This is a genomic window from Cohnella sp. CFH 77786, from assembly GCF_019400745.1.
Classification (GTDB): domain Bacteria; phylum Bacillota; class Bacilli; order Paenibacillales; family Paenibacillaceae; genus Cohnella.
Genome location: NZ_WJIB01000006.1, coordinates 200,805 through 224,177 on the forward strand (window position 1 = coordinate 200,805; position 23,373 = coordinate 224,177).

General features: G+C 58.3%; 26 protein-coding genes. 8 read left to right on the top strand and 18 right to left on the bottom strand.

Features of this window, described 5'->3' with window-relative positions; all coding sequences use genetic code 11:
* The first annotated feature begins 35 nt into the window (after positions 1–35).
* From GE107_RS11800 to GE107_RS11820, 5 genes are all read left to right on the top strand, one after another.
* Positions 36–1,190, top strand: a complete 1,155-nt coding sequence (locus GE107_RS11800; protein ID WP_219640150.1) for a COG1470 family protein — start codon at positions 36–38, stop codon at positions 1,188–1,190.
* On the top strand, positions 1,190–2,203 hold the full coding sequence (locus GE107_RS11805; protein ID WP_219640152.1) for an ABC transporter ATP-binding protein: 1,014 nt from the start codon (positions 1,190–1,192) through the stop codon (positions 2,201–2,203). The genes GE107_RS11800 and GE107_RS11805 overlap by 1 nt, the downstream gene beginning before the upstream one ends.
* Entirely contained in the window at positions 2,187–3,227 is a 1,041-nt protein-coding gene (locus GE107_RS11810; protein ID WP_370636366.1) for an ABC transporter permease, read from the top strand. The genes GE107_RS11805 and GE107_RS11810 overlap by 17 nt, the downstream gene beginning before the upstream one ends.
* 168 nt (positions 3,228–3,395) lie before the next feature.
* The gene (locus GE107_RS11815; RefSeq protein ID WP_219640154.1) at positions 3,396–3,950 is read left to right on the top strand and encodes a PadR family transcriptional regulator; all 555 of its coding nucleotides are present in this window, start codon (positions 3,396–3,398) and stop codon (positions 3,948–3,950) included.
* A 71-nt stretch (positions 3,951–4,021) separates the two neighbouring features.
* A complete protein-coding gene (locus tag GE107_RS11820) occupies positions 4,022–5,554 on the top strand; it encodes a DHA2 family efflux MFS transporter permease subunit (RefSeq protein WP_219640156.1) in 1,533 nt (510 codons plus the stop codon).
* A 43-nt stretch (positions 5,555–5,597) separates the two neighbouring features.
* Here the strand turns inward: GE107_RS11820 and GE107_RS11825 are convergent, their stop codons facing one another.
* From GE107_RS11825 to GE107_RS11850, 6 genes are all read right to left on the bottom strand, one after another.
* Entirely contained in the window at positions 5,598–6,332 is a 735-nt protein-coding gene (locus tag GE107_RS11825; RefSeq protein ID WP_219640158.1) for an amino acid ABC transporter ATP-binding protein, read from the bottom strand.
* Positions 6,329–6,985 carry an amino acid ABC transporter permease gene (locus tag GE107_RS11830; protein ID WP_219640160.1) on the bottom strand — a complete coding sequence of 219 codons (657 nt, stop codon included), beginning with the start codon at positions 6,983–6,985 and terminating at the stop codon, positions 6,329–6,331. Before GE107_RS11830 ends, GE107_RS11825 begins: the two co-directional genes overlap by 4 nt.
* Before the next feature lie 5 nt (positions 6,986–6,990).
* Positions 6,991–7,791: a transporter substrate-binding domain-containing protein gene (locus GE107_RS11835; protein WP_219640162.1), complete on the bottom strand. Its 801-nt coding sequence runs from the start codon at positions 7,789–7,791 to the stop codon at positions 6,991–6,993.
* Positions 7,792–7,988: 197 nt separating this feature from the next.
* Positions 7,989–8,891, bottom strand: a complete 903-nt coding sequence (locus tag GE107_RS11840) for a response regulator (protein WP_219640163.1) — start codon at positions 8,889–8,891, stop codon at positions 7,989–7,991.
* A gap of 12 nt (positions 8,892–8,903) precedes the next feature.
* Positions 8,904–10,142, bottom strand: coding sequence for a sensor histidine kinase (locus GE107_RS11845; RefSeq protein ID WP_255570408.1), 1,239 nt, complete (start codon positions 10,140–10,142; stop codon positions 8,904–8,906).
* A gap of 83 nt (positions 10,143–10,225) precedes the next feature.
* The gene (locus GE107_RS11850) at positions 10,226–11,374 is read right to left on the bottom strand and encodes a M20/M25/M40 family metallo-hydrolase (protein ID WP_219640165.1); all 1,149 of its coding nucleotides are present in this window, start codon (positions 11,372–11,374) and stop codon (positions 10,226–10,228) included.
* Between the two features lie 191 nt (positions 11,375–11,565).
* Between GE107_RS11850 and prli42 the strand changes: the two genes are divergently transcribed.
* Positions 11,566–11,661, top strand: coding sequence for a stressosome-associated protein Prli42 (gene prli42, locus GE107_RS11855; protein ID WP_219640166.1), 96 nt, complete (start codon positions 11,566–11,568; stop codon positions 11,659–11,661).
* Here prli42 and lipB read toward each other — a convergent pair.
* From lipB to lpdA, 6 genes are all read right to left on the bottom strand, one after another.
* Positions 11,633–12,340 carry a lipoyl(octanoyl) transferase LipB gene (gene lipB, locus GE107_RS11860; protein ID WP_255570409.1) on the bottom strand — a complete coding sequence of 236 codons (708 nt, stop codon included), beginning with the start codon at positions 12,338–12,340 and terminating at the stop codon, positions 11,633–11,635. The two genes, prli42 and lipB, sit on opposite strands and share 29 nt — an antisense overlap.
* A gap of 83 nt (positions 12,341–12,423) precedes the next feature.
* Positions 12,424–12,972 (bottom strand): DUF1697 domain-containing protein, encoded by a 549-nt coding sequence (locus GE107_RS11865; protein WP_219640167.1) that lies wholly within the window; start codon positions 12,970–12,972, stop codon positions 12,424–12,426.
* 21 nt (positions 12,973–12,993) lie between these two features.
* Complete coding sequence (locus tag GE107_RS11870; RefSeq protein WP_219640168.1) at positions 12,994–14,337, bottom strand: dihydrolipoamide acetyltransferase family protein; 1,344 nt, start codon at positions 14,335–14,337, stop codon at positions 12,994–12,996.
* A gap of 33 nt (positions 14,338–14,370) precedes the next feature.
* Positions 14,371–15,357, bottom strand: a complete 987-nt coding sequence (locus GE107_RS11875; protein WP_219640169.1) for an alpha-ketoacid dehydrogenase subunit beta — start codon at positions 15,355–15,357, stop codon at positions 14,371–14,373.
* A gap of 2 nt (positions 15,358–15,359) precedes the next feature.
* On the bottom strand, positions 15,360–16,388 hold the full coding sequence (locus tag GE107_RS11880) for a thiamine pyrophosphate-dependent dehydrogenase E1 component subunit alpha (protein WP_219640170.1): 1,029 nt from the start codon (positions 16,386–16,388) through the stop codon (positions 15,360–15,362).
* Positions 16,389–16,631: 243 nt separating this feature from the next.
* The gene (gene lpdA, locus GE107_RS11885) at positions 16,632–18,062 is read right to left on the bottom strand and encodes a dihydrolipoyl dehydrogenase (RefSeq protein WP_219640171.1); all 1,431 of its coding nucleotides are present in this window, start codon (positions 18,060–18,062) and stop codon (positions 16,632–16,634) included.
* A gap of 175 nt (positions 18,063–18,237) precedes the next feature.
* On the opposite strand from lpdA, the gene GE107_RS11890 reads away from it, so the two are divergent.
* Positions 18,238–18,558 carry a DUF2627 domain-containing protein gene (locus GE107_RS11890; protein ID WP_219640172.1) on the top strand — a complete coding sequence of 107 codons (321 nt, stop codon included), beginning with the start codon at positions 18,238–18,240 and terminating at the stop codon, positions 18,556–18,558.
* A gap of 12 nt (positions 18,559–18,570) precedes the next feature.
* Here GE107_RS11890 and GE107_RS11895 read toward each other — a convergent pair whose 3' ends face one another.
* On the bottom strand, positions 18,571–18,807 hold the full coding sequence (locus GE107_RS11895) for a hypothetical protein (protein ID WP_219640173.1): 237 nt from the start codon (positions 18,805–18,807) through the stop codon (positions 18,571–18,573).
* Positions 18,804–19,694 (bottom strand): D-alanyl-D-alanine carboxypeptidase family protein, encoded by an 891-nt coding sequence (locus GE107_RS11900; protein ID WP_255570410.1) that lies wholly within the window; start codon positions 19,692–19,694, stop codon positions 18,804–18,806. Before GE107_RS11900 ends, GE107_RS11895 begins: the two co-directional genes overlap by 4 nt.
* 180 nt (positions 19,695–19,874) lie before the next feature.
* On the opposite strand from GE107_RS11900, the gene GE107_RS11905 reads away from it, so the two are divergent.
* Positions 19,875–20,252 (top strand): VOC family protein, encoded by a 378-nt coding sequence (locus GE107_RS11905; RefSeq protein ID WP_219640174.1) that lies wholly within the window; start codon positions 19,875–19,877, stop codon positions 20,250–20,252.
* Here GE107_RS11905 and GE107_RS11910 read toward each other — a convergent pair.
* The 4 genes from GE107_RS11910 to gcvH form a co-directional block, all read right to left on the bottom strand.
* Positions 20,242–21,357 carry a sensor histidine kinase gene (locus GE107_RS11910; protein ID WP_255570411.1) on the bottom strand — a complete coding sequence of 372 codons (1,116 nt, stop codon included), beginning with the start codon at positions 21,355–21,357 and terminating at the stop codon, positions 20,242–20,244. The two genes, GE107_RS11905 and GE107_RS11910, sit on opposite strands and share 11 nt — an antisense overlap.
* Positions 21,347–22,042: a response regulator transcription factor gene (locus GE107_RS11915; protein ID WP_370636371.1), complete on the bottom strand. Its 696-nt coding sequence runs from the start codon at positions 22,040–22,042 to the stop codon at positions 21,347–21,349. The genes GE107_RS11910 and GE107_RS11915 overlap by 11 nt, the downstream gene beginning before the upstream one ends.
* Positions 22,043–22,371: 329 nt before the next feature.
* Positions 22,372–22,794: a hypothetical protein gene (locus GE107_RS11920; RefSeq protein WP_219640176.1), complete on the bottom strand. Its 423-nt coding sequence runs from the start codon at positions 22,792–22,794 to the stop codon at positions 22,372–22,374.
* 148 nt (positions 22,795–22,942) lie between these two features.
* A complete protein-coding gene (gene gcvH / locus GE107_RS11925) occupies positions 22,943–23,332 on the bottom strand; it encodes a glycine cleavage system protein GcvH (protein ID WP_219640177.1) in 390 nt (129 codons plus the stop codon).
* Between the last annotated feature and the right edge of the window lie 41 nt (positions 23,333–23,373).

Below are 23,373 nucleotides of genomic sequence, written 5' to 3' on the forward strand. Positions count from 1 at the left end.
GAAACCACAAATCATCCCGGGAGGGGTCTGTCGTCATGAAACGCAATTCCCATTCTCGCCGCATCGCTGCGGCCGCCTTGCTGACGATCGCCATGCTGCTGTATGCCGTGCCCGTTTTCGCAGCGGGAGGAGTCAAAGTCTATACGCCTTACACCAACCTGTCGGCGCCGCCCGGCGAAACGCTCAATTACGAGGTTGACCTGATCAACGATTCGGACGAAATCCAGACGGCCGACCTGAGCTTCAGCACAGGCTCCACCGGATGGACCTACGAGCTGACGGCAGGCGGCCATGCCATCCGCCAGATCGCGGTGAAGCCGAAGGAATCCCAATCCGTCAACCTGGCGCTCACCGTTCCGCTCGAAGTGGAAAAAGGAGAGTATTCCTTTCAGCTGAACGCCGGATCGTTCGGCACGCTGCCCCTGAAGGTCAACGTTTCGGAAAAAGGCTCGTACAAATCCGAGCTGACGGCGGACCGTCCGAACATGCAAGGACATTCCGACTCCACCTTCACTTACAGCCTGACGCTGAACAACCGCACCGCTTCGAAGCAGACTTACGCGCTGACGGCGGAAGCGCCGGCCGGTTGGGACGCCAAATTCACGGTTGACGGCAGCGGCGTAACCAGCGTCGACATCGATCCGAACGCTTCGAAATCCGTGACGCTGAACTTGACGCCGGCCGAGAACGCGACCGCCAATACGTATAAAGTCGCCGTCCACGCAGCCAGCGGAAGCTCGACCGCGGATACGGAAGTGGAAGCCGTCATCACCGGTACGTACGGAATCAGCCTGACGACGTCCGACGAACGGCTCAGCGCGAACGTGACTGCCGGCGGGGAACGGAAGCTTGAACTCGTCGTCAAAAATACCGGATCCGCCGAACTGACCGACATCAACCTGACGGGCACGACGCCGGCCGAATGGGAAGTCAGCTTCGAACCGAAAACGATCTCTTCCCTGAAAGCCGGAGACTCCAAACCGGTGACCGCGACGATCAAATCGTCCAGCAAAGCGCTCGCCGGGGACTACGTCGTCGGATTGACCGCGCAAGCCGCCGAGAAATCCGCGGACGCCAGCATCCGCATGACCGTGAAAACCTCGGTGCTCTGGGGCTGGATCGGCGTTCTGATCGTGATCGCCGTCGCAGCCGGCGTATACGGCCTGTTCCGGAAATACGGGAGGCGGTAATGGTGGCCATTCAAGCCGATGAGCCGGTAATCGAACTGAAAAGCCTGGTGAAGAAATACGGGGACTTCACCGCCGTCGATTTTCTGTCCCTTAACGTCTACCCCGGCGAGATCTTCGGCCTTCTCGGACCGAACGGCGCCGGCAAAACAACCACGATTCTCATGATGCTCGGCCTGACGGAGCCGACTTCCGGATCCGTGAAGGTTTGCGGCATCGACTCGACGAGGAACCCGATCCAAGTCAAACGCAAAGTCGGCTATATGCCCGACGACGTCGGCTTCTACGAGGACCGGACGGCGCTCGACAACCTGGTTTACACGGCCGGCTTGAACCGGGTACCGGCGGACGAAGCCCGGGAGCGGGCGCTTCGGCTCCTCGAGAGAGTGGGCCTTGCCGAAGCCGCGCGCAAACGCGTCGGCACGTTCTCCCGCGGGATGCGGCAGAGGCTGGGGCTCGCGGACGTGCTGATCAAACAGCCGGAAGTCATCATCCTGGACGAACCGACGCTAGGCATCGACCCGGAAGGGGTCCGGGAGCTGCTGGGTCTGATCCGCGAGCTCAGCCGCAAGGATGGGCTCACGGTGCTCCTGTCATCCCACCACCTGCATCAGGTCCAGCAAATCTGCGACCGGGTGGGACTGTTCGTGCGGGGCAAGCTGATCGCTTCAGGCGATATCGACACCCTGTCGCGCCAACTGGACGGCGCTCCCGCCCATCGGATCGAGCTGGACGTCTCCGCGTCCACCGGCGAGCTCGAAGAATCTTTGCTCGGAATCGAGGGCGTGTCATCCGTGGCGAGGAAGGAGCAGGATCAACTGGCGTCGGCTTCCGCCTCGAACGATGCTCCCGTCACGCTGGTCGTCTCGTCGGACACCGACCTCAGCGCGGATTTGGCGGACTTCATCATTCGCAGGGGCTTCCGTCTATACGGTCTGCGCCCGCACCGGTACGGACTCGACGACATTTACCACCGATACTTCGAAGGAGGCGAAACCCGTGAACGCTTGGGCTGACAAACTGCGCTCCTCGATCGGAAAATTCCGACGGACGGAGTCCGAGGCCGCGGAGACCGTCCGTCCTACCCCGCCTTTCTGGGTGATGGTGCACAAAGAGTTCGGCGACCATATCCGCAGCTGGCGGTTCGTGATCCTGCTCGCCATCGTGACCCTGGCCTGCATCGGTTCGATCTATACGGCGGTTACGGCGCTGAAGGCGGGCGTATCGCAAACCGACAATCCGACGGATACGAGGTTCCTCTTCCTCAACATGTTCACGGTATCGGACGGCAACCTGCCCAACTTCCTCACGTTCCTGTCGTTCCTGGCTCCGCTGATCGGCATCGCGCTCGGTTTCGATTCGGTCAACTCGGAGCGGAACAAGGGAACCTTGAGCCGCGTACTGTCCCAGCCGGTCCACCGCGACGACTTCCTGAACGCCAAATTCGTCGCGGGGCTGCTCCTGATCGCCGTCGTCATCTTCTCCCTCGGCCTGCTCGTCATGGGCATGGGGCTGTATACGATCGGGTATCCGCCGACGCCGGAGGAATTCGGACGGGTCATGCTGACGTTGATCATCACGACCGTCTATGTGGGGCTGTGGTTGAACCTTTCTCTCCTATTTTCCGTCCGGTTCAAGCAAGCCGCCACGTCGGCGCTGGCCGGCATCGCGCTGTGGATTTTCTTCCTCGTGTTCTTCGGCATGATCGTGAACCTGATCGGGAACGCCACCTCGCCGTCAGACGCGAGCGACGCGGCATCCGTCATCCAGCACTCGAACGCGATGCAGCTGCTGTCCCGTCTGTCGCCCGCGCAGCTGTTCCAGGAGGCGGCCTCCACGCTGCTCCTTCCGGACGTGCGGACGCTGAATCCGTTCGTGACGCAGGAACAGGCCTACCTGGCGATCTCGGCTCCGCTGTCCCTCGGACAGAGCCTGCTGCTCGTCTGGCCGCATATCGTGGCGCTCATCGCGGAAACCGCCGTCTGCTTCGCGGCTTCCTACGTCATGTTCATGCGGCAGGAAGTCCGTTCCCGGTCCTGAACCCGGATAGACTCACGCGTCCAGCGTTCCTTCGACCTTCTCCCTCCCGGAGAAGGTTTTTTTATTGTTTTACCCCTCTCTATATTGACTCGATATATATCGATCCAATATAATCAACAACGTCAGCAAGAAATGATTTCCAATCCGGCACTTAAGGATGTGATAACGATGACGGCGATGGACGTCATCCTGGGGCTGCTGCACGCGCGGCCGTTTACGGGTTACGAGATCAAGCACGCCTTTCAAGCCCAATTTTCCTACTTCTTCGACGCGAGCTTCGGGACGATCTATCCGACGCTCGGCAAGATGGAGCAGCTGGGCTACATCACCAAGGAATCGATCCCGCAAGACAACCGGCCCGTGAAACACGTCTACTCGCTGACGGACAAAGGGCGCGAACAATTCAAGAATTACCTGGATTCTCCGCTTGAGGCCGAAGCGTTCCGCTCGGATTTTCTCGTGAGGCTCGTTTTCGGGGAACACCAGAAGCCTGACATCGTCATCCGCATGATCGAGGACAATATCCAAGCCGTTAGGGCCAAATTGTCCGATCTGGAAGAGAAAAAGAGACTTTTCTGCGACGGGATGAGCCAGACCCGGCAAATCGTACTCAACATGGGAATCGAAACGTCCAAAGCCCGGCTTCGCGTCCTGGAGGAAGGACTGTCCATGCTCAAGGCGAACGTCGCCGGAGATAGGAGAAGCGGATCGGAGAGAGTTTGAGCGAGGAGAGTTTGACCCTGTCACACTCCCTATTACACGTCAAACTCCCTATTACAGGAGGAGAGAAACGAATGGCAAAAGAGAGCAGCAAAGGCTTGATCATTCTGTCCATGATGCTGGGCCTGCTGATGTCCTCGCTGGACAACACGATCGTGTCGGCCAGCATCAACAAAGTGGTCGACGATATCGGAGGCTTCGACAAAAACGCGTGGATTTTCACCGCCTACATGCTGGCGGCGACAAGCACCATGCTCATTTTCGGCAAATTATCCGACATGTTCGGGCGCAAAAAATTTTATTTGATCGGAATCGGGCTGTTTCTGACCGGCTCCGCTCTGTGCGGTACGGCCACGGACATCTACCAGCTCATTTTCTACCGGGTCATTCAAGGAATCGGGTCCGGTTCGATTTTTCCGATCTCGTTCTCGATCATCTATACCCTGTTCAACGATCCCAAAGACGCCGCCAAAATGTCCGGGGTGTTCGGTGCCGTATTCGGTCTCTCTTCGGTCGCGGGACCGCAGCTGGGCACTTGGATCTCCGATCACTTAGGGTGGCAGTGGTGCTTCTTCGTCAACTTGCCGATCGGGATCGCTTCTTTCCTCGTGCTGCTGTTCGCTTTGAAAGAATCCAAGGCGGACGACAAACCGAAAATCGACTTCCTTGGCGCCTTCCTCATCATCGTTTCCACGGTGGCGGTCATGCTGGCGCTTGAACTGGGCGGCAAAGATTACGCTTGGGACTCTTGGCAGATCATCGGATTGTTCGTCCTGTCGGTCATAGGAGGTACCATCTTCTATTTCGTCGAGAAACGGGCGCACGAGCCGATGCTGCCGCTGAACATCTTCAAAAGCAGGATGGTTTCCGGCACCAGCTTGATCGTGTTCTGCCAAGGGGCGATCATGTTCTCCGCGATCACCTATATGCCTTACTTCGCCACCTATGTCCTGGGCAAGAGCAGCTCGAACGCCCTTCTTACCCCCATGATGGCGTCCGTCATCGGCGGCGCGATCCTGCTCGGGTTCCTGCAGGCGTTCTTCAAGTTCCGGACGATCATGTTTTTCAACATGGCGCTGGGCATCGTGGTATCCTTGCTGCTGATGAACCTGTCTTATGAGGCTCCCTACTGGCAGGCGATCGGAATCGTCGTACTGCTGGGCCTCGGCGTCGTCGGACCGCTCATGAGCGTGGCGCAGAACTCCATCGCCGCAAGCGTGGACAAAAAGTATATCGGCGTCTCCTCCTCCATCGTCGGATTCTGGAGAAGCATCGGCGGGGTCATGGGCGCGTCCGTCACGGCCGTTATCGTCAATCGCGACATGGCTTCCTCGGCTAAGCAGGCGATTTCGCAGTTCCAGATTCCGGCCGATCAAATCGCGACCGCGGGAAACCCGGGCTACGTCTTCCGGTTCGTGAGCCAATTCCTGCCGAAACAAGCCGATTTGGTCACGTTCTACAGCCATGAGCTGTCCCATGCCATCAACCATGGGTTCGTCGTCTCTCTCTGCTTCATGGGCGCGGGATTGATCGCCTCCCTGTTCGTGGGACCGGCCCGGATGCAGATGAAACGGAAAAGTCCGGAAGCGGGAGCCCAGCATATATAACGCACAAAAAGCGCAGCCTGCACGTTCGCAGACTGCGCTTTTTTCATGAACCGTTTTTGAGGACCCGATTGAGAAATGCTTGGGTTCGTTCGTGCTTCGGAGAATCGAACAGCTCGGAAGGCGTCCCTTCCTCGACGATGTAACCTCCGTCCATGAAGATGACCCGATCGGCGACTTCGCGGGCGAAGCCCATTTCGTGCGTGACGACGATCATGGTCATCCCGTCGCGGGCCAATTCCTTCATCACCAGAAGCACTTCGCCCACCATTTCGGGATCGAGGGCGGAGGTCGGTTCATCGAACAGCATGACGCCGGGGTTCATGGCCAGCGCCCTGGCGATGGCCACGCGCTGTTTTTGCCCACCGGATAAACGGTCCGGATATTCGTCCCTTTTCCCCGCAAGCCCGACTTTGCCGAGCAGCTCCACCGCTCTCTCTTCATTGTGCCGCTTGTCCATCTTTTTCACATGCTTGGGGGCCAGCATGATATTCTCCAATACGGTCAAATGGGGGAATAAATGAAAGTGCTGGAACACCATGCCGACATGCTCCCGCAGCCGGTCGATGTTCGTCCTCGGGGAAGTCACTTCCGTATCGCCGATGACGATCGTGCCGGAAGTCACCTCTTCCAGCAGATTGAGGCAGCGCAGAAACGTGCTTTTTCCCGACCCCGAGGGGCCGATCACGCACACCACTTCTTTTTCCCGGACGGTCGTCGAAATATCCCGCAGCACCTCCACCGGTCCGAAGCTTTTCTTCAAATTTTGAACGGTGATCATCGGACGACGAACCTCCTTTCGATCAAACGGGATAAGCGGGTCAGCAAGTAGATGATGACGAAGTAGAAAATACCGACCGTGCCCCAGATTTCAAACGAACGGAAATTCGTGGAAATGATGATTTCTCCGCTCTGCGTAAGCTCCTGAATCCCGATGACGGACAGCAGGGACGTGTCCTTGATACTGACGATGAATTGGTTGACGAATGCCGGAATCATGCGGCGGATCGCTTGCGGCAGGACGACCAGCCTCATCGTTTTCCATCCGCTGAGTCCCAATGACCGGGCGGCTTCGACCTGACCCTTGTCGATGGATACGATGCCGGCGCGGAACACTTCCGCAATATAAGCCCCCGCGTTCAGGCTGACGGCCGCGATTCCGGCGATCTCCGCCGATATCCGGATGTCCAGAAAGACGGGAAGACCGAAATAGATGAAGAAGATTTGGACCAGAAGCGGCGTTCCCCGGATGATGTCGACGTATACCGTTGCCGCGCCGCGGAGGATGCGGCTGCGGGACGTACTCATCAAGCCCGCGATCAACCCGATGACGAATGCGATGAGCAGCGAGACGACGGCGATCTTAAGCGTAATCAGAACGCCTTGCCAGAGCAATGGCAACGCATCCGCGATCGCTTGAATCGAGAAGTCCACCGGGATCAGCCTCCCGTGTAGGTTTTGACGATTTCGTCGTACTTCCCGTTCTCTTTCAGCTTTTTGAGGCCGTCGTTGATTTTTTGCAGCAACTCCTCATCCTTTTTGCCCACCGCGATGCCATAGGAATCTCCGGTCAACCGGTCTCCGACGATTTTCAGATGCGAATTCGGATCGACTGCGATTTTGTACGAAATCACCGGGTAATCTTCGATCGTAACGTCGGCGTTCTTATTGACGACTTCCTGGTACATCGCAGGGCTGTCGTCGAAATAAGTGATTTTCGCGCCGTATTGTTTCGCCAGCTCTTCGGACTTCTTCGCGCTGGCCGTTCCTTTTTTCGTGGCGATGACTTTCCCCTTCAGATCTTCCGGCCCTTTGATGGCGTCATTGTCGTCACGGACGATCAGGGAGAGTCCCGCTTCGTAATACGGGTCCGAAAACCCGACGACTTTTTTGCGCTCATCCGTGATGCTGATGCCCGCGATCGCGCCGTCCAGCTGGCCCGCCGTAATCGCCGGGATAATCGCCTTGAAATCCATCGGCTTGATCTCGACCTCGAAGCCCTCGATTTCGGCAATCGCGTGAATCAGATCGATATCGATCCCGACGTATTTGCCGTCTTTCTCGAACTCGAACGGAGGATACGTCGCGTCCGTTCCGAACGTGTATTTCTTGACCGTTCCCGCGGATGGGCTCCCCTGAGACGATTCGTTGGCCGCGGAAGAGGACCCTGCCTGTTTTCCGCATGCGCCAAGAATCAGAGCCATCACCAACACGATTGCCGCTAAACCTGCTTTCTTCATACGTCTACCCCGTTTCTGAAAATTGTTAGATTTGCTTACTCCTTGTTTGGATCATAACTCGCCTCCTACGCAAACCTACAGATTCCTACACAGCCCATATCATCAATAGAAAATAAATGTGAGATATTCTTCCATGAAGACAAAACAAAGAAGCCGCCCGCCAATCCGGCCAACACCGGTTTGGAGAACGGCCTCTCTCAAACGTTTTTCATTTTTTCCTGAACGTCCATGTGGAAGACCTGCAGAAACTTCTTGATGTTCACTTTCCCCTTGTCGGAGGTCAAATCTTCTTCGTCCATGGCTTTCATTTTCAACCGGATATCCTGAAAGTCGAAGTATAGCGGTGCATAATGCTCGAATTTGGGATTGCCGTAATCCGTCAACCCGATCGAGGCCAGGTTCGTCAGCGCGGCCATCACGGCCCGGCGGATCCGCTGCTCGATCGCCTTGATTTCTTTCTCGATCTCCTGTCTGCCTTGCTTGTAGGTTAAAGCGACGGCCTCATACAATTCCTTGAGCGGCGGAAAATCCGCATTCTCCCCGCTGTCGGCCAAATGCTCTATGATGGCCGCGATATCCTTGCTTCCCGTTTCTCCGACGATTCCCAAATCCATCAAAATCGGCTTTACGACTTCTCGGACGGACCTCTCCTTGCGTACCGGAGAAACGGACGGATCGACGTCGAGCTTGGCCAGCGTTCGCCTGATCTCCCGAATGTGGCTTTCGTATTTCCATTGCTCGCCGACCTTGGATAACACGGCTTCCACTTCCACGCGGTTAATCGGCTTGTGGATGAAAAACTCGATTCCCGCACGGTAGGCTTGTCCGACCATATCCTTGTTCTCGATCTGCGAAATCATGACGAACTTCCCGGCGAAGCCGCCGTCCTTCAATTTCTGGATCGTTTCGATCCCATCCTGGTCGGGCATCAACAAATCGATCAGCACGATGTCGGGATTCGCTTCGAGAATCGCCCGCATCCCCTCCGTACCGCCTGACGCCGTACCCGTTACTTCGCCCAATCCGCCGTTCTCGATAATCGTTTGAAGCATCCTCCTGCAGACCGCATCGTCATCCACGATCACGAATGAAAGCGACATCGACTTCCCTCCTTATGCGAGTGCGGACATCGGGATCCGGACGACAAACCGCGCTCCGCCGGTTTCGCTGCTCGTCGCTTCGACCCCTCCGCCGAAGGAATGGACGATATCGCGAACGTGGGACAGACCGATTCCCGTCGATGCCACTCCTTCCGCGCTGAATTTGGTCGTAAAGCCGGGTTCGAAAATAAATCCGAGATCCGGCTCCGCAATGCCCGGTCCGGTATCCGATACCGCGAAGAGGACATCCCGCCCGTTGACGTACGCATGGACGAGAACGGTGCCTTCTCCCTCTATCGCCTCCATCGCATTCGCGACCAGATTGTTCAGCACGGTCAGCAGAGGAATATAGTGCGGGGTCGTGAAAGAAACTTCCTCCAAGACCGATATCCCGATCCGTTTGCCTAACATTTCGCCGTATTTCTGATTCCCCTTGACAACGGATTGGAGAATTTCGGTCACATTCATCTGAACGCCGAGTTCGCTCGCGTACAATTTCGACAATCCTGCCAATATCCGCTGGGAATCTTTTTTGACTTCGTGGATTTGCTGGGCGATTCTCAATGCTTGTCCGCTGCAGCCGCTCAAATTCGCTTCCTTCAACTGCCGATAGAGCTCGAAGCTGCTCGCCGCTATGCCTTCGATCTCATCGATGGATTTCCGCAAATAGAAGGTTTCGCCGTATAACCCCGAACCGACGCTCAGCATCTGTTCCATCCTTTTTTCCTGCTCGGCGTGAACTACGCGCATCTGGCTGATCTTGATGCTGCTGTAGATGCCGATCACGAAGTAACTCCGCACAACCGCAACGGCCGCAAGGAGAAGCCAATCGTTGAGATGATACGCAGCCGCCCCGAGGTACGCCCCCCGAATGGAGAGTTCTGTCAGGTTGGAAACCAAATCGACCGCCGAAACCCATCCTCCGAGCAGGAGAGGCGGGATATCGCGTTTGCTCCGCCCAATGAAGCTGAAGCCGATGGCAAAGACGACATAGAACATGCCGGCCGCCGCGCTGTGCTGAAAGACCGCGTTAACGATGCCGGTCAAGATTCCGGTTTTGACGGGGGGCAGGCCGCGCATGAACAACAGGAAACAGAGAAACGTGCTGACGCCTAGACCGATTCGGAAATAATCGCCGTAGAAGGGGTTGATCTTGAACTCGGCACCTACGGCTGTCGCCAACGCGACCAGGAGTGCCTGAACGTTTTCGTTTCTCGCCGCTGCAAGCCACCGATGCTGCCATTGCCGCAAGTTCAGACGATCTCCCCTTTCGATAAATCGTATAAAACCCGAACCGTCTTGCGGTCCGGGCTGTTTCGTACTCGGGTGGGTTGTCATTCCGCTATGGATCCCGTCCGTTTCGCCGTTTCCGCCACGATGGCGAGCACCAGCTCGGCGACCGCGACGATGTCGTCGGCTTTGATCCGTTCGTTGGTCGTATGGATTTCTTCGTAGCCGACGGCCAGATTCACGGTCGGCACTCCGTTACCGTTGAACATGTTGGCGTCGCTGCCGCCGCCGGACTCGAACTGGAACGGCTCGCGACCGATCGCCCGGATCGCCGCCTTGGCGATCTCGACGACCTCGTCGCCGTCGCCGAACCGATAAGCCGGATAGATCACGATACTCTCGAATTCCGCTTCCGCCCCGTGCTCTTTGGCCGCGCTGTCCACCGCTTCCCGCATCGACTCGACGACGCGCTCCATTTTGGAATGGTCACGGCTTCGGGCTTCCGCGTATATTTTCACTCGGTCCACGACGATGTTCACTTCGCCGCCGCCTTCGAAACGGCCGATATTCGCGGTCGTCTCGTGGTCGATGCGCCCGAGCTTCATGCGAGAGACGGCCTTGGACGCCACCTGGATCGCGCTGATGCCGTCTTCCGGATTGACGCCGGCGTGCGCCGCTTTGCCCTTGATCGTGATGAACTGCCGGGAATTGGTCGGAGCCGCGACCGCGATGCCGCCGACCGCCCCGTTGGAATCGAGCGCATAGCCGTAATCCGCGCGCAGGAGCGACCCGTCCATCGCCCTGGAGCCGATCAGGCCGGATTCCTCTCCCGCGGTGATGACGAGCTGGATCGAACCGTGCGGCAGATTGTTCTCCTTCAGCACTTTAACCGCTTCGAGAATCGCGGCGAGCCCGGCTTTGTCGTCGCTTCCGAGAATCGTCGTGCCGTCGGAACGGATATAGCCGTCCTCATCCAGGCGCGGCTTGATGCCCTTGCCCGGGCTTACGGTATCCATGTGGGAGGTGAACAGCAGTCCCGGCACGTTCTCCGCGCCGGACGTGGCCGGAAACCAGGCGAACAGGTTGCCCGATCCGTGGCCCGTTGCAGCCGCCGTCTCGTCTTCCGTTACTTCCAAACCGAGAGCCCCGAACTTCTCTTTCAGCACCTTGCTGATTTGCTGCTCGTGTTTCGTTTCGCTGTCGATCTGCACCAATTCCATGAATTCCTGAAGCAACCGGTCCCGATTTACCATGATCTTTCCTCCCGACTTTGCTTTCGCTACAATAGGGGTACACAAGCTTTTGGAATCCCCCAAAAGTGACGCGGCTTCCTTGCAGGGGTCCCCAAAAAGTACTCGGCATACGCATCAAAGCCTTCACTTCACTTTTTGGGGAAAGAGTGAGGGGGAGCCCCCGGTAATAAATATGAAAGGGTGAAACTACAATGCACAACCGCGTGTTTAAAATCGTCGTCTGGGTCACGCTGGCCGCCATGCTATTCACGACCGTTCTCATGAGCGTAAGCGCGTTTCTCTCCTGACCGCGTCTGCTTCCGCCGGGGCATGCCCGAAAACCTTCCGGAAATGCGGCACGATTCGGCGCGCGATCTCTTCCACGTCCAGCTCCCGTCCGCTCAGCGACTCGAGCGAGGTGACGCCGTACTCCGCGATCCCGCAGGGGATGATGCCGCCGAAGCCTTCCCGTTCCACGCCCCTCTTCACGTTCAGCGCGAAGCCGTGGCTGGTGACGAAGCCCCGCCGCGTGCGGGCTTTGTTGAATTTGACGCCGATCGCGGCGACCTTCTCGTCCCCGACCCATACGCCGGTATAGGCGGATTTGCGCCCGCCGGACAATCCGAATTCGCCGAGCAGGCCGATGATGGCCTCTTCCAAATTCCTTAAATATTGATGCAAATCAAGTCCGATCGCGTCCAAATACAGGAGCGGATAACCGACCAGCTGGCCTGGACCGTGATACGTGATGTCGCCGCCCCGGTCGATTTGGAACACGGAAATGCCTCTCCGCTCCAGCTCTTCCGGCCCGAGCAGCAGGTGCTCCGGATGGCGGTCGGATCCGATCGTGTACGTCGGCGGGTGCTCCAGCAGAAGCAGCGTGTCGCTCCGCTCCCCGCGGTCGATTTCGCGGACGAGGCGCTTTTGCAGATCCCACGCCTCTTGATAGCCGATCCGCGACAGCCATTCGGTATCTAATGGTTTCATTCCGCCCCTCCCGGACCCAGCTTCTCCCATCATTGTAGCGCAACGAAAGCGCCGTCCGCAAACGGCGCTTTCGAATGGTTTCGTCATGCCTTCATCGCTTCCGCGAGCGCGAACAGCTTGTTCGTGGTGTTCCAGTTGCGCAGCGTAACGGGCACGCCCAGCTTGTTCAAGCTGTTCCCGAGCTTCGAATCGCGGACGCCCGCGCGGAACATGACGTACAACTCATGGTCCACGAGGCGGAACCGGTCGTCCTCCGTGACATAAGGCCGGATCCGGTCAAGCTGGCTCTCGGACGGAAGCTGCGACAGGAAACCGACATGGAGATTCAATTCCTCCGGGGTGCCTTCGCCGGCGAACGGGTTGGACCGGATAATCCGCCCCAGATCATCGCCCGTCCGCAGAATGACCGCTGCCGGGAAGCCGAATTCCCGCTCGATTTCCTTCTCGATCCGTCCGGCCATCTCTCCGGGATCCGCGGCGGAAGCGGGCACGAACAGGACATTGCCGCTATTGATGTAGGTTTGCACCCGCTCGAAGCCCATCTTTTCGAACATTTGCTTGAGCGCCGGCATGCTGACTTTCTTGTTGCCGCCGACGTTGATTCCGCGCAACAGCGCCGCGTGTACGGACATTCCGAAACCTCCCGCGGTCGGTTAGTACAGCTTCGTATCCGGCCCGAAGCCTTCCAGAATTTCTTTGACCTTCTGGTGGAAGCGGCCGCAAATGATGCCGTCCAGAATCCGGTGGTCGAAGGAAAGGCAGAGGTTGACCATCGAGCGGATCCCGATCATGTCTCCGATGACAACCGGCCGCTTGACGATCGCTTCCAGGGTCATGATCGCGGCTTGCGGGTAATTGATGATGGGATAAGACAGCACCGAGCCGAACGTACCCGTGTTGTTGACCGTGAACGTGCCGCCTTGCATGTCCGAGAGCTTCAGCTTGCCTTCCCGGGTTTTGCGGGCCAGCTCGTGGATCTCGTGGGCAAGACCGGTTATCGTCTTCTGATCCGCGTTGCGGATGACCGGCGTCAGGACGGAGTCCTCGGTGCCGACCGCCAGCGACAAATTAATATCGCGTTTCACGATGATTTTGTCGACGGCCCAGACGGAGTTCATCAGCGGATACTCCTTGATCGCGCCGACGACGGCCTTAAGCAGGAAAGGCATGAACGTCAGGTTGATGCCCTCGTTCTTCTTGAAGTCGTCCTTCAGCTTGCTGCGCAGCTGGACCAGGTTGGTGAGATCGACTTCGACCATCGTCCAGGCGTGCGGAATTTCGGTCACGGACTGCCGCATGTTTTTGGCGATCGTATTGCGGATCGGCGTCACGTCGATCGCGTATTCGCGACCCGGCGCGGCATGCCCTTCGTCGACTTCGACGACGGGAATGCGCGGCGGCTCCGGGGCTCTCGCTGGCGCGGGAGGCACGGCGGCAGCTGCCGGCGACTGTGCCTGTGCTGCGGGCGCCGGAGGCAAGGCGGAGCCGGACTCGATCGCGTCCAGCACGTCTTTGCGGGTAATTCGCCCTCCAAGCCCGGTGCCCGCCACCCGCGACAGGTCCACTCCATTCTCGGCAGCCAGCCGCTGGACCGCGGGCGAGTAGCGGGAGCGCATCGGCGCCCCGGGATCGAGAGCGGCAGGAGCGGCAGCAACCGGCGCTGCGGCTGCCGGACGGCTGGCCGCAGCCGGCAGGGATACAGCCTCATCCGCCATTCCCGTGGCTTGGGGCAACGACGCGGCCGATTCCTGCTCCGTCTCCACGAGACAGATCGGGGTGCCGACGTCTACGACTTCTCCCGCGTTGGCCAGGATTTTAACCAGTTTTCCCCGTACCGTCGAGGGCAGCTCCGCGTTTACCTTATCCGTGATGAGCTCGCATATGGGCTCATACATGTCCAGCATGTCGCCCGGTTCCTTGAGCCACCGGTCGATCGTCGCGTTCACGAGCGATTCCGCCAGCTGCGGCATTACGATTTCCACGATTTGTTTCGCCATGGCGTTCCTTCTCCTTCCGGTCGGAACCGTCGCTTAATATCGCGCCAGCTCCAGCATCTCCGCTTTCAATTTGTCCTTGTTCAGCAGGAAGTGCTTCTCGCCCGGAGGGTTGATCGGCATCGCCGGGACGTCGGGCCCGCAGACGCGGCGAATCGGGGCGTCCAGGTCGTAGAGGAGCTCCTCCGCGATGATCGCGGCGACTTCCGCGCCGATCCCCCCGGTTTTGTTGTCCTCATGGATGATGAGGATTTTGCCGGTTTTGGAAGCGGCTTCGAGAATGCCTGACCGGTCGAGCGGCTGCAGCGACCTCAGGTCCAGGATATGCGCCTCGACGCCTTCTTCGCGCGACAGCTCTTCCGCCGCCTGCATCGCGAAATGGAGCGGCATGCTGTACCCGATCACCGTGATGTCGCTTCCCTCGCGCATCACCTTCGATTTGCCGATCGGCACGACATAATCCTCTTCCGGCACCTCGTCCGAGATCAGGCGGTAGCATTTCTTGTTCTCGAAAAAGAGGACGGGGTCCGGATCGCGGATGGCCGCCTTCAACAGCCCCTTTGCGTCGTAAGCCGTCGAAGGCGCGACGATCTTCAGGCCGGGCGTGCCGAAAAACACCGATTCCGGGCATTGGGAATGGTACAGGCCCCCGAATACGCCCCCTCCGATCGGCGCGCGGATGACGACGGGGCAGCTCCAATCGTTGTTCGACCGGTAGCGGATTTTGGCCGCTTCGCTGATGATTTGGTTCGTCGCGGGGAACATGAAATCGGAATACTGCATCTCCGCGATCGGCTTCATGCCCGCCATGGCCGCCCCGATGGCGACGCCGGCGATGGCCGACTCCGACAAGGGCGTGTCGAGCGCGCGCGCTTCGCCGAACTGCTGCTGCAATCCTTTGGTCGTGCCGAAGACGCCGCCCTTCAGCCCTACGTCCTCCCCAAGTACGAATACTTCGGGGTCCCGCTCCATTTCCTCTTTCATGGCCGTCCGAATGGCCTCGATATATTCGATCACCGGCATGGTCAGCGCGCCTCCCCTTCGTCTTCCGCGTACACGTACCGTACCGAGTCTTCCGGCGACTGGAACGGCGCTTTCTCCGCGTATTCCGTCGCTTCGTCGATGACGGCCCGATGGCGCTTGGCCAGCTCCTCCTCCTTTTCATCCGACCATAAGCCGTGTTCGATCAAGTATTGCCGGAATGCCGGAATGGCGTCCTTGGCCTTGTGAAACTCGACTTCTTCCTTCGTTCGGTAGGCCAGGTCGTTGTCGGAAGTGGAGTGCGCCGTCACGCGGTACGTCATGATTTCGATCAGCGTCGGGCCTTCTCCGGCCAGAGCCCGCTCCCGCGCTTCCTTGACGACCCGGTACACCTCGAGCGGATCGTTCCCGTCCACCCGGAACCCCGGGAAGCCGTATCCGATCGCGCGGTCGGCGATCCGGCCGGCCGATTGCTTCGAGAACGGCACGGAAATCGCGTATTGGTTGTTCTGGCAAACGAATATGACCGGCAGCTTCTGGACGCCGGCGAAATTGCAGCCTTCGTGGAAGTCGCCTTGATTGCTCGAGCCTTCGCCGAAAGAAACGATGGCAACCTGCGGTTCCCCGCGCATTTTGGCCGCGAGCGCGAAGCCCACGGCATGGGGAACCTGAGTCGTCACCGGGCTCGATCCCGTGACGATGCGCAGCCTGCGGCAGCCGAAATGCCCCGGCATCTGCCTTCCCGCGCTGTTCGGGTCTTCCGCCTTGGCGAAGATCGACAGCATTAATTCCTTGACGGTCATCCCGACCGACAGGACGAAGCCATAGTCGCGGTAATACGGAAGAAACCAATCCCGCTCGCGGTCCATGGCGAACCCCATGGCGACCTGCGACGGCTCCTGCGTAATTCCCGAGATATGGAAATTGATCTTGCCGGCTCTTTGCAACAGTTGTCCACGCTCATCGTAACGTCTGGCGAGCATCATCGTTTCGTACATGGCAACGGCCTGCTCGTCCGTAAGACCGAGCGCGGCATGTCGGCTTTCGTGACGTACGGTGCCCGACTGGGTCATGGCGCGTCCTCCCTGATTCATCGTTTAGTTTTAAAACCTGGTCTTAATACTTGAGCTTAAGTCTTATTATACTCTCCCGCCGAGCAAAAAGAAACGTCCAACCGGAAACGCGCATGGCGCGGTCACCGATTGGCCGTATGGATGATCGTGATTCGGAAAGTATGGTATTCGCCAAACTTTTCTGAATCACTTCCGATAAATCGTCAATCCGTCCGTAAAGGACGGCGTTGCCGTTTTGCTTGGTCAAGCGTGTCCGCCGCCTCCGGAGAGGCCGAGCATCGTCTCCTGCATGATTTCGGATAAGGTCGGGTGAGGGTGAATCGTCCGGCCGATTTCCCACGGAATGGCGTCCAGCAGCTTGGCCAGCGAAGCTTCGGCAATCAGCTCCGTCGCATGCGCTCCCACCAAGTGGACGCCGAGCAAGTCGCCCGACCGCGCGTCCGCCACCGCTTTGGCGAATCCTTCGGCTTCTCCGTAGACCAAGGCTTTGCCCAGAATGCGGAGCGGAATTTTCGCCGTCTTCACCTGGAAGCCGCCGGCTTTCGCCGCCTCTTCGGTCCAGCCGATCGAAGCGGCCTCCGGACGGGAATAGATGCAGCGCGGAATGTCCCGGTCCGGGCAGCGCTCCGGCTTGCCGCCGGTCAGATGCTCTACCGCCACAGCCGCCTCGTGCATGGCCGCGTGGGCGAGCTGGACGCCTCCGATGACGTCCCCGATCGCGTAGATGTGGGGCTCGCCTGTCTGCAGCGTCGACGGGTTCACGGCAATGAAGCCGTTCGCCGATTTCACGTCGGTGTTTTCCAGTCCGATCCCTTCCACGTTGCCTTGCCGGCCGACGGATACCATCATCCGCTCCGCCGCAAAGACGGTCCTCTCTCCTTTGACTTCCGCCTCGCACGCAACCCCTTGCTCCGTCACGCGGCAGGACGCCGCGTCCAGCTTCGCGCCCGTAAGCATGCGCACTCCGCGTTTCGAGAGCGCCTTGGCGATTTCGGCCGAGACGTCCTTGTCCTCGGCCGGAAGCAGCCGGTCCGCCGTTTCGACCAGCGTCACTTCGGTGCCGAAGTCGGCCAGCATCGAAGCCCACTCGACCCCGATGACCCCTCCTCCGACGATCAGGACGGACGCCGGCCGCTCCGTCCATTCCAACGCTTCGTCGCTGGTGACGACGGTCTTCCCGTCATAGGGAAGGCCGGCCAACCTCCGCGGGCGGGATCCCGTCGCGATGATCACGTTCTTCGGGACGATTGTCTCCGATTCCCCGTCCGGCAATTCCACCGCGACGGCCCCGCTCTTGGGCGAGAATATGGACGGGCCGATGATTCTCCCGTTTCCTTGAATCACTTGGATTTTATTCTGTTTCATCAATGCCTGGACGCCCCGGTGCAGCTGCTCGACGATCCCGGCCATGCGGGTCCGGACGGCCGTCCAATCGACGGCGATTCCGACAGGCGGAACCGTGATCCCGTAGGAGGAAGCTTTTCTCAACGTGGCGTACACTTCGGCGCTTCTCAGCAGCGATTTGCTTGGGATGCAGCCCCGATGCAGGCAAGTGCCTCCCAGCTTGTCCCGTTCGATGATGACGACGCTCCGCCCGGCTTGCGCCGCGCGCACCGCCGCCGTATATCCTCCCGGTCCGCCGCCTAAGACGGCGACGTCGGTTTCGATTGGCATAGTGGTCCCTCCGCGCTCGATATTCCTCTGTTTCCCATGACAGGCCATTTCCCTTTCCTATTGTACCTGTTTTTTCCCCGGGGAACAAAGGCGACGCGACGTTCGACAGGATGCGACACCGTGGACAGACCGTCGGGAAAAAGGTAGAATAAAAGGATGAAAGGAGGACCGTGAAATGAAACTGATCGTTTCGCGCCTCATCGCCATTCTGCTGCTCGTCCTTCCCGGCATCGGCGCCGCCTACGGCTTTCTGCTGATGAAAGACGCCTTGTTCAATTATTTCGCGGAAATGGGCAACGTGGACTTGCAAACGCCCAGCTTCGACTGGGGTTCCTTTCTACTGGGCTTCTTCCTTTTTTTGATCGGCGTGTGCTTCATCGGAGGCTGGATCTTCTTCCGCGACCGCAAGCACAACTACCTGGCTCCCCGCTTCATGCCCAAACGCCCGCGGCCTCCGCGCCGGGAAGAAGCCGGAGGAGGCAACAGACCGGAGTAAATCCGCAACCGCTTACTTCCGGAGTTCGCCAAGCCGGCTCCATTCGAGAGCCTTGACGGCCGCCGTCCGGCACGCGATGCTTTCGCGCTCCATATCCTTGAGCCTCCAGAAACGTTCGTCCCGGTACAAAACCCCAAGCGCCGCCTGCGCCGCCATGGCGGCGCTTTTTTCGTCGTTAAGCAAATAGCGGCAAACGCTGTAACAGAACCCTTCTATGTCGCGAAGGACGGCGATTTTATCGTCTGTCATGTCGCGGTCCTCCAACCGTATTCCAGAAGCTTGCGCGTTTCTTCGAACCTCGACTCCGGAGTTTCCGCCCCCATTACGACCGTGATCAATCGCCTGCCGTTCCTCACGGTTGTGCCGGTGAAGCAATATCCCGCGCGCCCGGTATAACCCGTCTTCAACCCGTCGTTGCCCGCCGTTCCGAAGCGCTGTCCCGGAAGCATCTCGTTGGTCGTCTGCAGGGCTTCGCGGGAGCTTGTCCGAACCGTAGCGGCTTGACGGGTCGTGTCCAGAATTTCGGGATGCTCCTTGATTAAACGAACGGCGAGGAGAGCCGCGTCTTTGGCGGTCATTCGCGTCTCTCCGTCAGCCGCTGCCGTGTCGAATTCGCTTAGGTCTTCGCTGGACAGTCCCGTGGCATTGGCGAAATGGGTGCCGCCGGATAGGCCGATATCCGCCGCTTTCCGGTTCATTCGCTTTACGAATTCGGCTTCCGTTCCCGCCATCTTCTCCGCGAGAGCAACCGTGGCGTCATTCGCCGAATGAATCGCCATGGCCTCGAACAGTTCCCTGACCGTCAAGGTCTGCCGGGGCTGAAGCCCCATTCCCGCTCCCGTCACTCCCGCCGCGTAATCGCTGACCCGGACGCGGTCGTTCCACCTCAGCTCCCCGGACGAAATCCCCTCCAACACCAGCAGTTCGGTCATCATCTTCGACATGCTCGCGGGAGGCAACGCTGCGTCGCCGCGATACGAATACAGCCACTTCCCCGTTTCCATATCCAGCATAACGGCGGATCGCACCTCCAATCCGAGCGGATTCGGTTCCGCCCCGAGATCCGCCCGCTCCGCATGCACCGCCGTCCATCCGAGCCACAAAGCTAGCGGTATGATCGCAAACCATCGTTTCAACACCCGGTTTCCCCTTCCTGCCCTTCTTGGCAGTTGTGATTGTACAGGGGAACGTTTAATCCTTTTGTAAGCAAACCATAATTTTTTCTTAAAATGAGGCGTAAGTGTGCTATAATAAATGTGTAATTAATGAAACTCTGTTTTATTGTGCGAAACCAATATTTCTTGGAGGGAAACGGGATGTCTTATCGATTCGTCGGGATCGATCACGTGCAACTGGCGGCGCCGGAAGGCTGCGAGGAGAAAGCGAGAGCTTTTTACGGCTATGCGCTCGGAATGCCGGAGATACCCAAACCGGAGTCGCTGATCTCTCGCGGAGGCGTTTGGTTTCAATGCGGAAGCCATCAGCTTCATATCGGGGTTCAGCCGGATTTCTCGCCAGCGAAAAAAGCCCACCCCGCTTTCGAGGTGGACAACATCGCCGGCTTGAAGGAGAAGTTGGCCGAAGACGGAGTTGCGTTGCAGGAGGATGAAGCGCTTGAAGGAGCAACCCGGGTTTTCGTGCGCGATCCTTTCGGCAACCGGATCGAGTTTCTGGAACGGAAAGTCAGACGGTAACGGTTTCCGCATAAAGCGGAAGCCTTACCTGAAAGGACGTGCTGTTTTCGTCGCTGAGGGCCCGGATCGTTCCCCCGTGTTTCTCCACCAGACCCTTGGCGATGGCCAAACCTAAGCCGGCACCGCCATTGTCGCTCGTCCGGGCTTTGTCTACGCGGTAGAAGCGTTCGAAGAGGCGGGGCAAATCGGACTCCGGAATCGGCTCCCCGTAATTCACGACCTCCACCAGCACCGTCCCATTCTCGCTGCTCACGATAAAATCGACGATGCGGCCGTCCTTCCCGTACGTCATGGCATTGGCGAGCAGATTCTCGAACACGCGAACGAGCTTGACGGGATCGGCCCATACCCGGAGGTTCCGGAATCCCGGTCCCGCATTCAGCCTGCCTTCCATGCCGGCTTCCCGAAGAGGCAACCGGTAATGGTCCAGCAGCTGCTCGACCAATTCGGACACGTTCACGCTCGTTGCCCGCAAGGGTGCAGACGCGCTGTTCATTCTCGTGTACTCGAAGAGATCGTTAATGAGTACGTTGAGCCTCTGCGCTTTGGCATACGCAATCTGCACGTATTGCCGAAGCTCGACCTCATCACGGTACCGGTCTTGATCGATCAGGCCCAAATAACCCAGAATGGAGGTTAATGGCGTTCGCAGGTCGTGGGAAACGTTGGTTACGAGCTCGTTCTTGGATCTTTCGGTCCTCCGCTCTTCGTCAAGCGACCTTTGGAGCCGCTCCACCAGCAGGTTTACGTTCTGCGCCAGCAAAGTAACTTCGTTGTTCTGGGCGACGGGAACGGCATGATCGAAGTTCCCTTGCGCGATATGCGCCAAGGATTCGATCAACCGCTGCTCGTACCGGAACCGGCGCCAATTCAGCAAAATCATGTAGATGAGGAAAAAGAGGAAACTGCCGGCTTGCGTAACGTTCATAAAGCCGAAAGTATTTCCGACAACCCGGGCGAAATCGCGCAAGGCACCGCCCGACGTTCGCGTAAGCCGTTCCAGGACGACCATCAGCAAAACCGTGGTCGCGATGCCGAGCGCGATGCTGAGGAAGATTTGGCCGATCAGCCTTCTGGCCAATTTCCAGACGATATTAGAAGTCAATTTTGTAGCCGACCCCCCATACCGTCGTGATGAGCTTGCTGCCGGTCTCCTGCTCGAGCTTATCCCGCAGCTTGCTGATATGGACCATGACCGTGTTGTTCGAATCGAAATATTTCTCTTTCCAGACTTGACGGAAGATATCCTCCGCGCTGAACACCCGGCCGGGCTGGCTCGCAAGCAGATATAGAATTCCGAATTCCGTGGACGTCAACCGAATCGGACGCCCCTCCGCTTCGACCGTATGGGTCGTTCGGTTGATCGTCAGACCGTTCATCCGCAGCAATCCCGGGACTTCCTCCTGAGCCGGCGCCTGCCCGAACCGGTAAGCCCGGCGGAGGAGCGATTTGACGCGTGCCGTCAGCTCCAGCGGATGAAAAGGCTTGACCAGGTAATCGTCGGCCCCCGTCATGAGGCCCATGACTTTGTCCATGTCCTCGGCTTTGGCGCTCAGCATGAGGATCGGCAGTTCGGCCGTTTCCCGAATCCTCCGGCATACCTCCAAGCCGTCCATGCGGGGCATCATCACGTCCAGCACGGCCAGGTGCAAGCTTCCTCCCTGCAGCTTCGACAGCGCTTCTGTCCCGTCGTGGGCAAGCTCCGTTTCATAGCCTTCGTTCTTCAAATAGATCGAGATCAGGTTGGCGATTTCCTTGTCGTCGTCGACGACCAGTATGCGATGGTTCAAACGTACGCTCTCCTTGCCGGTTATCATCCTCTATCAATATACCCGATTGGAACGCGCTTACAAGGAGTTTGGGCAAATCTTCAGGTTTACTTAAGATTTAGTGACATGAGACACTCTTAAAATAGACGGCAGGCGGAAGATCCGATTTTCCAATCCGCACTTCTTATCTCCTTTCCGTAGATTTTTCCGATCCCCCTGTCCAACTTCGAACTGCGGGGTTATCGCAAACCATAAAAAATTCCCCTTACGGCCGTAAGGGGAAAGGCAGCGTTGGGAGAAACAGGAACCTCTTTGTCCGTCTGTCTCGACGATTGTCGACAAGCGATCGGCTACGTGAAGTAATCGGTATTCGCCGATCCGCCGAAGAAAGCGCCTTGAACCGTTCCGCCGGTTCCTCCGATGCGTTGAATCGTGAGCGTATAACGAATTTGTCCCGTCACAACCAGCCCATACGGCGGAAAATCCGTAACCGTATAGGAAGGCGGGTTGACATTCAGCAAGGAAGTTCCGGCAGAATCGGCGGTATAAAGCGGAGTACCCTCTCTCAATATTTGAATTCTGTAGGTTCCTTCAGCTAAATCTGCAAGGATGATCATCGCATTAAGTTCTACCCGAGCATTGCCGGGATTTACGGAAACGGCGCCGGCAGTGAGCAGTCCGATATCTCCTATGAGAATGGGCGTGTCCGGAATCGGAATGGCTGCACCTTGAGAAATGACCGAAGCTCGCTGATCCAGGAATTGTACTTGCACGATTTTTCACCTCCTTGTTTCTAATATTGGATTATGTTGAAGGAGTAGAGATTGCTTGTACTTTTCAACGACCGAAACGAAACGGGGCGGTTCCCGCAGGTCCTAGATGACCCGAAGAACAGCCCCGCCAGGCGATGCCTTCCCATCCCTATTCGATCAGCTCGCGGTAACGATCCGCCGTCAACAGCTTGCCGAGCGCGGTATCGACATCACCTTCGACCTCCACCTCCATGATCCAGCCCGCCCCGTACGGGTCACCGTTTACGATTTCCGGCTGATCCAGCAGAGACTCGTTCACTCGAACGACTTTGCCGGAAACGGGGGCGTACATCTCGGACACCGTTTTGACCGATTCGATCGAACCGACGCTTTCGCCCGCGTTTACGCTCGAGCCGGGCTGCGGCAATTCCACGAACACGATGTCCCCGAGCTGGCACTGCGCATGATCCGTGATGCCGATACGCACGACTTGGCCGCCTGCGGCCGAGGCCCATTCATGTTCCTCGCTGTAAAACAGACCGTCCCTAACCTCGCTCATTCGCAACCCCTCCGGATTCTAAAATCATGATTCCGCTCCGT

Coding starts and splice junctions, on each gene's coding strand:
- GE107_RS11800 (WP_219640150.1), top strand. CDS start 36: ATGAAACGCAATTCCCATTCTCGCCGCATCGCTGCGGCCGCCTTGCTG.
- GE107_RS11805 (WP_219640152.1), top strand. CDS start 1,190: ATGGTGGCCATTCAAGCCGATGAGCCGGTAATCGAACTGAAAAGCCTG.
- GE107_RS11815 (WP_219640154.1), top strand. CDS start 3,396: ATGACGGCGATGGACGTCATCCTGGGGCTGCTGCACGCGCGGCCGTTT.
- GE107_RS11820 (WP_219640156.1), top strand. CDS start 4,022: ATGGCAAAAGAGAGCAGCAAAGGCTTGATCATTCTGTCCATGATGCTG.
- GE107_RS11825 (WP_219640158.1), bottom strand. CDS start 6,332: ATGATCACCGTTCAAAATTTGAAGAAAAGCTTCGGACCGGTGGAGGTG.
- GE107_RS11835 (WP_219640162.1), bottom strand. CDS start 7,791: ATGAAGAAAGCAGGTTTAGCGGCAATCGTGTTGGTGATGGCTCTGATT.
- GE107_RS11840 (WP_219640163.1), bottom strand. CDS start 8,891: ATGTCGCTTTCATTCGTGATCGTGGATGACGATGCGGTCTGCAGGAGG.
- GE107_RS11850 (WP_219640165.1), bottom strand. CDS start 11,374: ATGGTAAATCGGGACCGGTTGCTTCAGGAATTCATGGAATTGGTGCAG.
- prli42 (WP_219640166.1), top strand. CDS start 11,566: ATGCACAACCGCGTGTTTAAAATCGTCGTCTGGGTCACGCTGGCCGCC.
- lipB (WP_255570409.1), bottom strand. CDS start 12,340: ATGAAACCATTAGATACCGAATGGCTGTCGCGGATCGGCTATCAAGAG.
- GE107_RS11865 (WP_219640167.1), bottom strand. CDS start 12,972: ATGTCCGTACACGCGGCGCTGTTGCGCGGAATCAACGTCGGCGGCAAC.
- GE107_RS11870 (WP_219640168.1), bottom strand. CDS start 14,337: ATGGCGAAACAAATCGTGGAAATCGTAATGCCGCAGCTGGCGGAATCG.
- GE107_RS11875 (WP_219640169.1), bottom strand. CDS start 15,357: ATGCCGGTGATCGAATATATCGAGGCCATTCGGACGGCCATGAAAGAG.
- GE107_RS11880 (WP_219640170.1), bottom strand. CDS start 16,388: ATGACCCAGTCGGGCACCGTACGTCACGAAAGCCGACATGCCGCGCTC.
- lpdA (WP_219640171.1), bottom strand. CDS start 18,062: ATGCCAATCGAAACCGACGTCGCCGTCTTAGGCGGCGGACCGGGAGGA.
- GE107_RS11890 (WP_219640172.1), top strand. CDS start 18,238: ATGAAACTGATCGTTTCGCGCCTCATCGCCATTCTGCTGCTCGTCCTT.
- GE107_RS11895 (WP_219640173.1), bottom strand. CDS start 18,807: ATGACAGACGATAAAATCGCCGTCCTTCGCGACATAGAAGGGTTCTGT.
- GE107_RS11905 (WP_219640174.1), top strand. CDS start 19,875: ATGTCTTATCGATTCGTCGGGATCGATCACGTGCAACTGGCGGCGCCG.
- gcvH (WP_219640177.1), bottom strand. CDS start 23,332: ATGAGCGAGGTTAGGGACGGTCTGTTTTACAGCGAGGAACATGAATGG.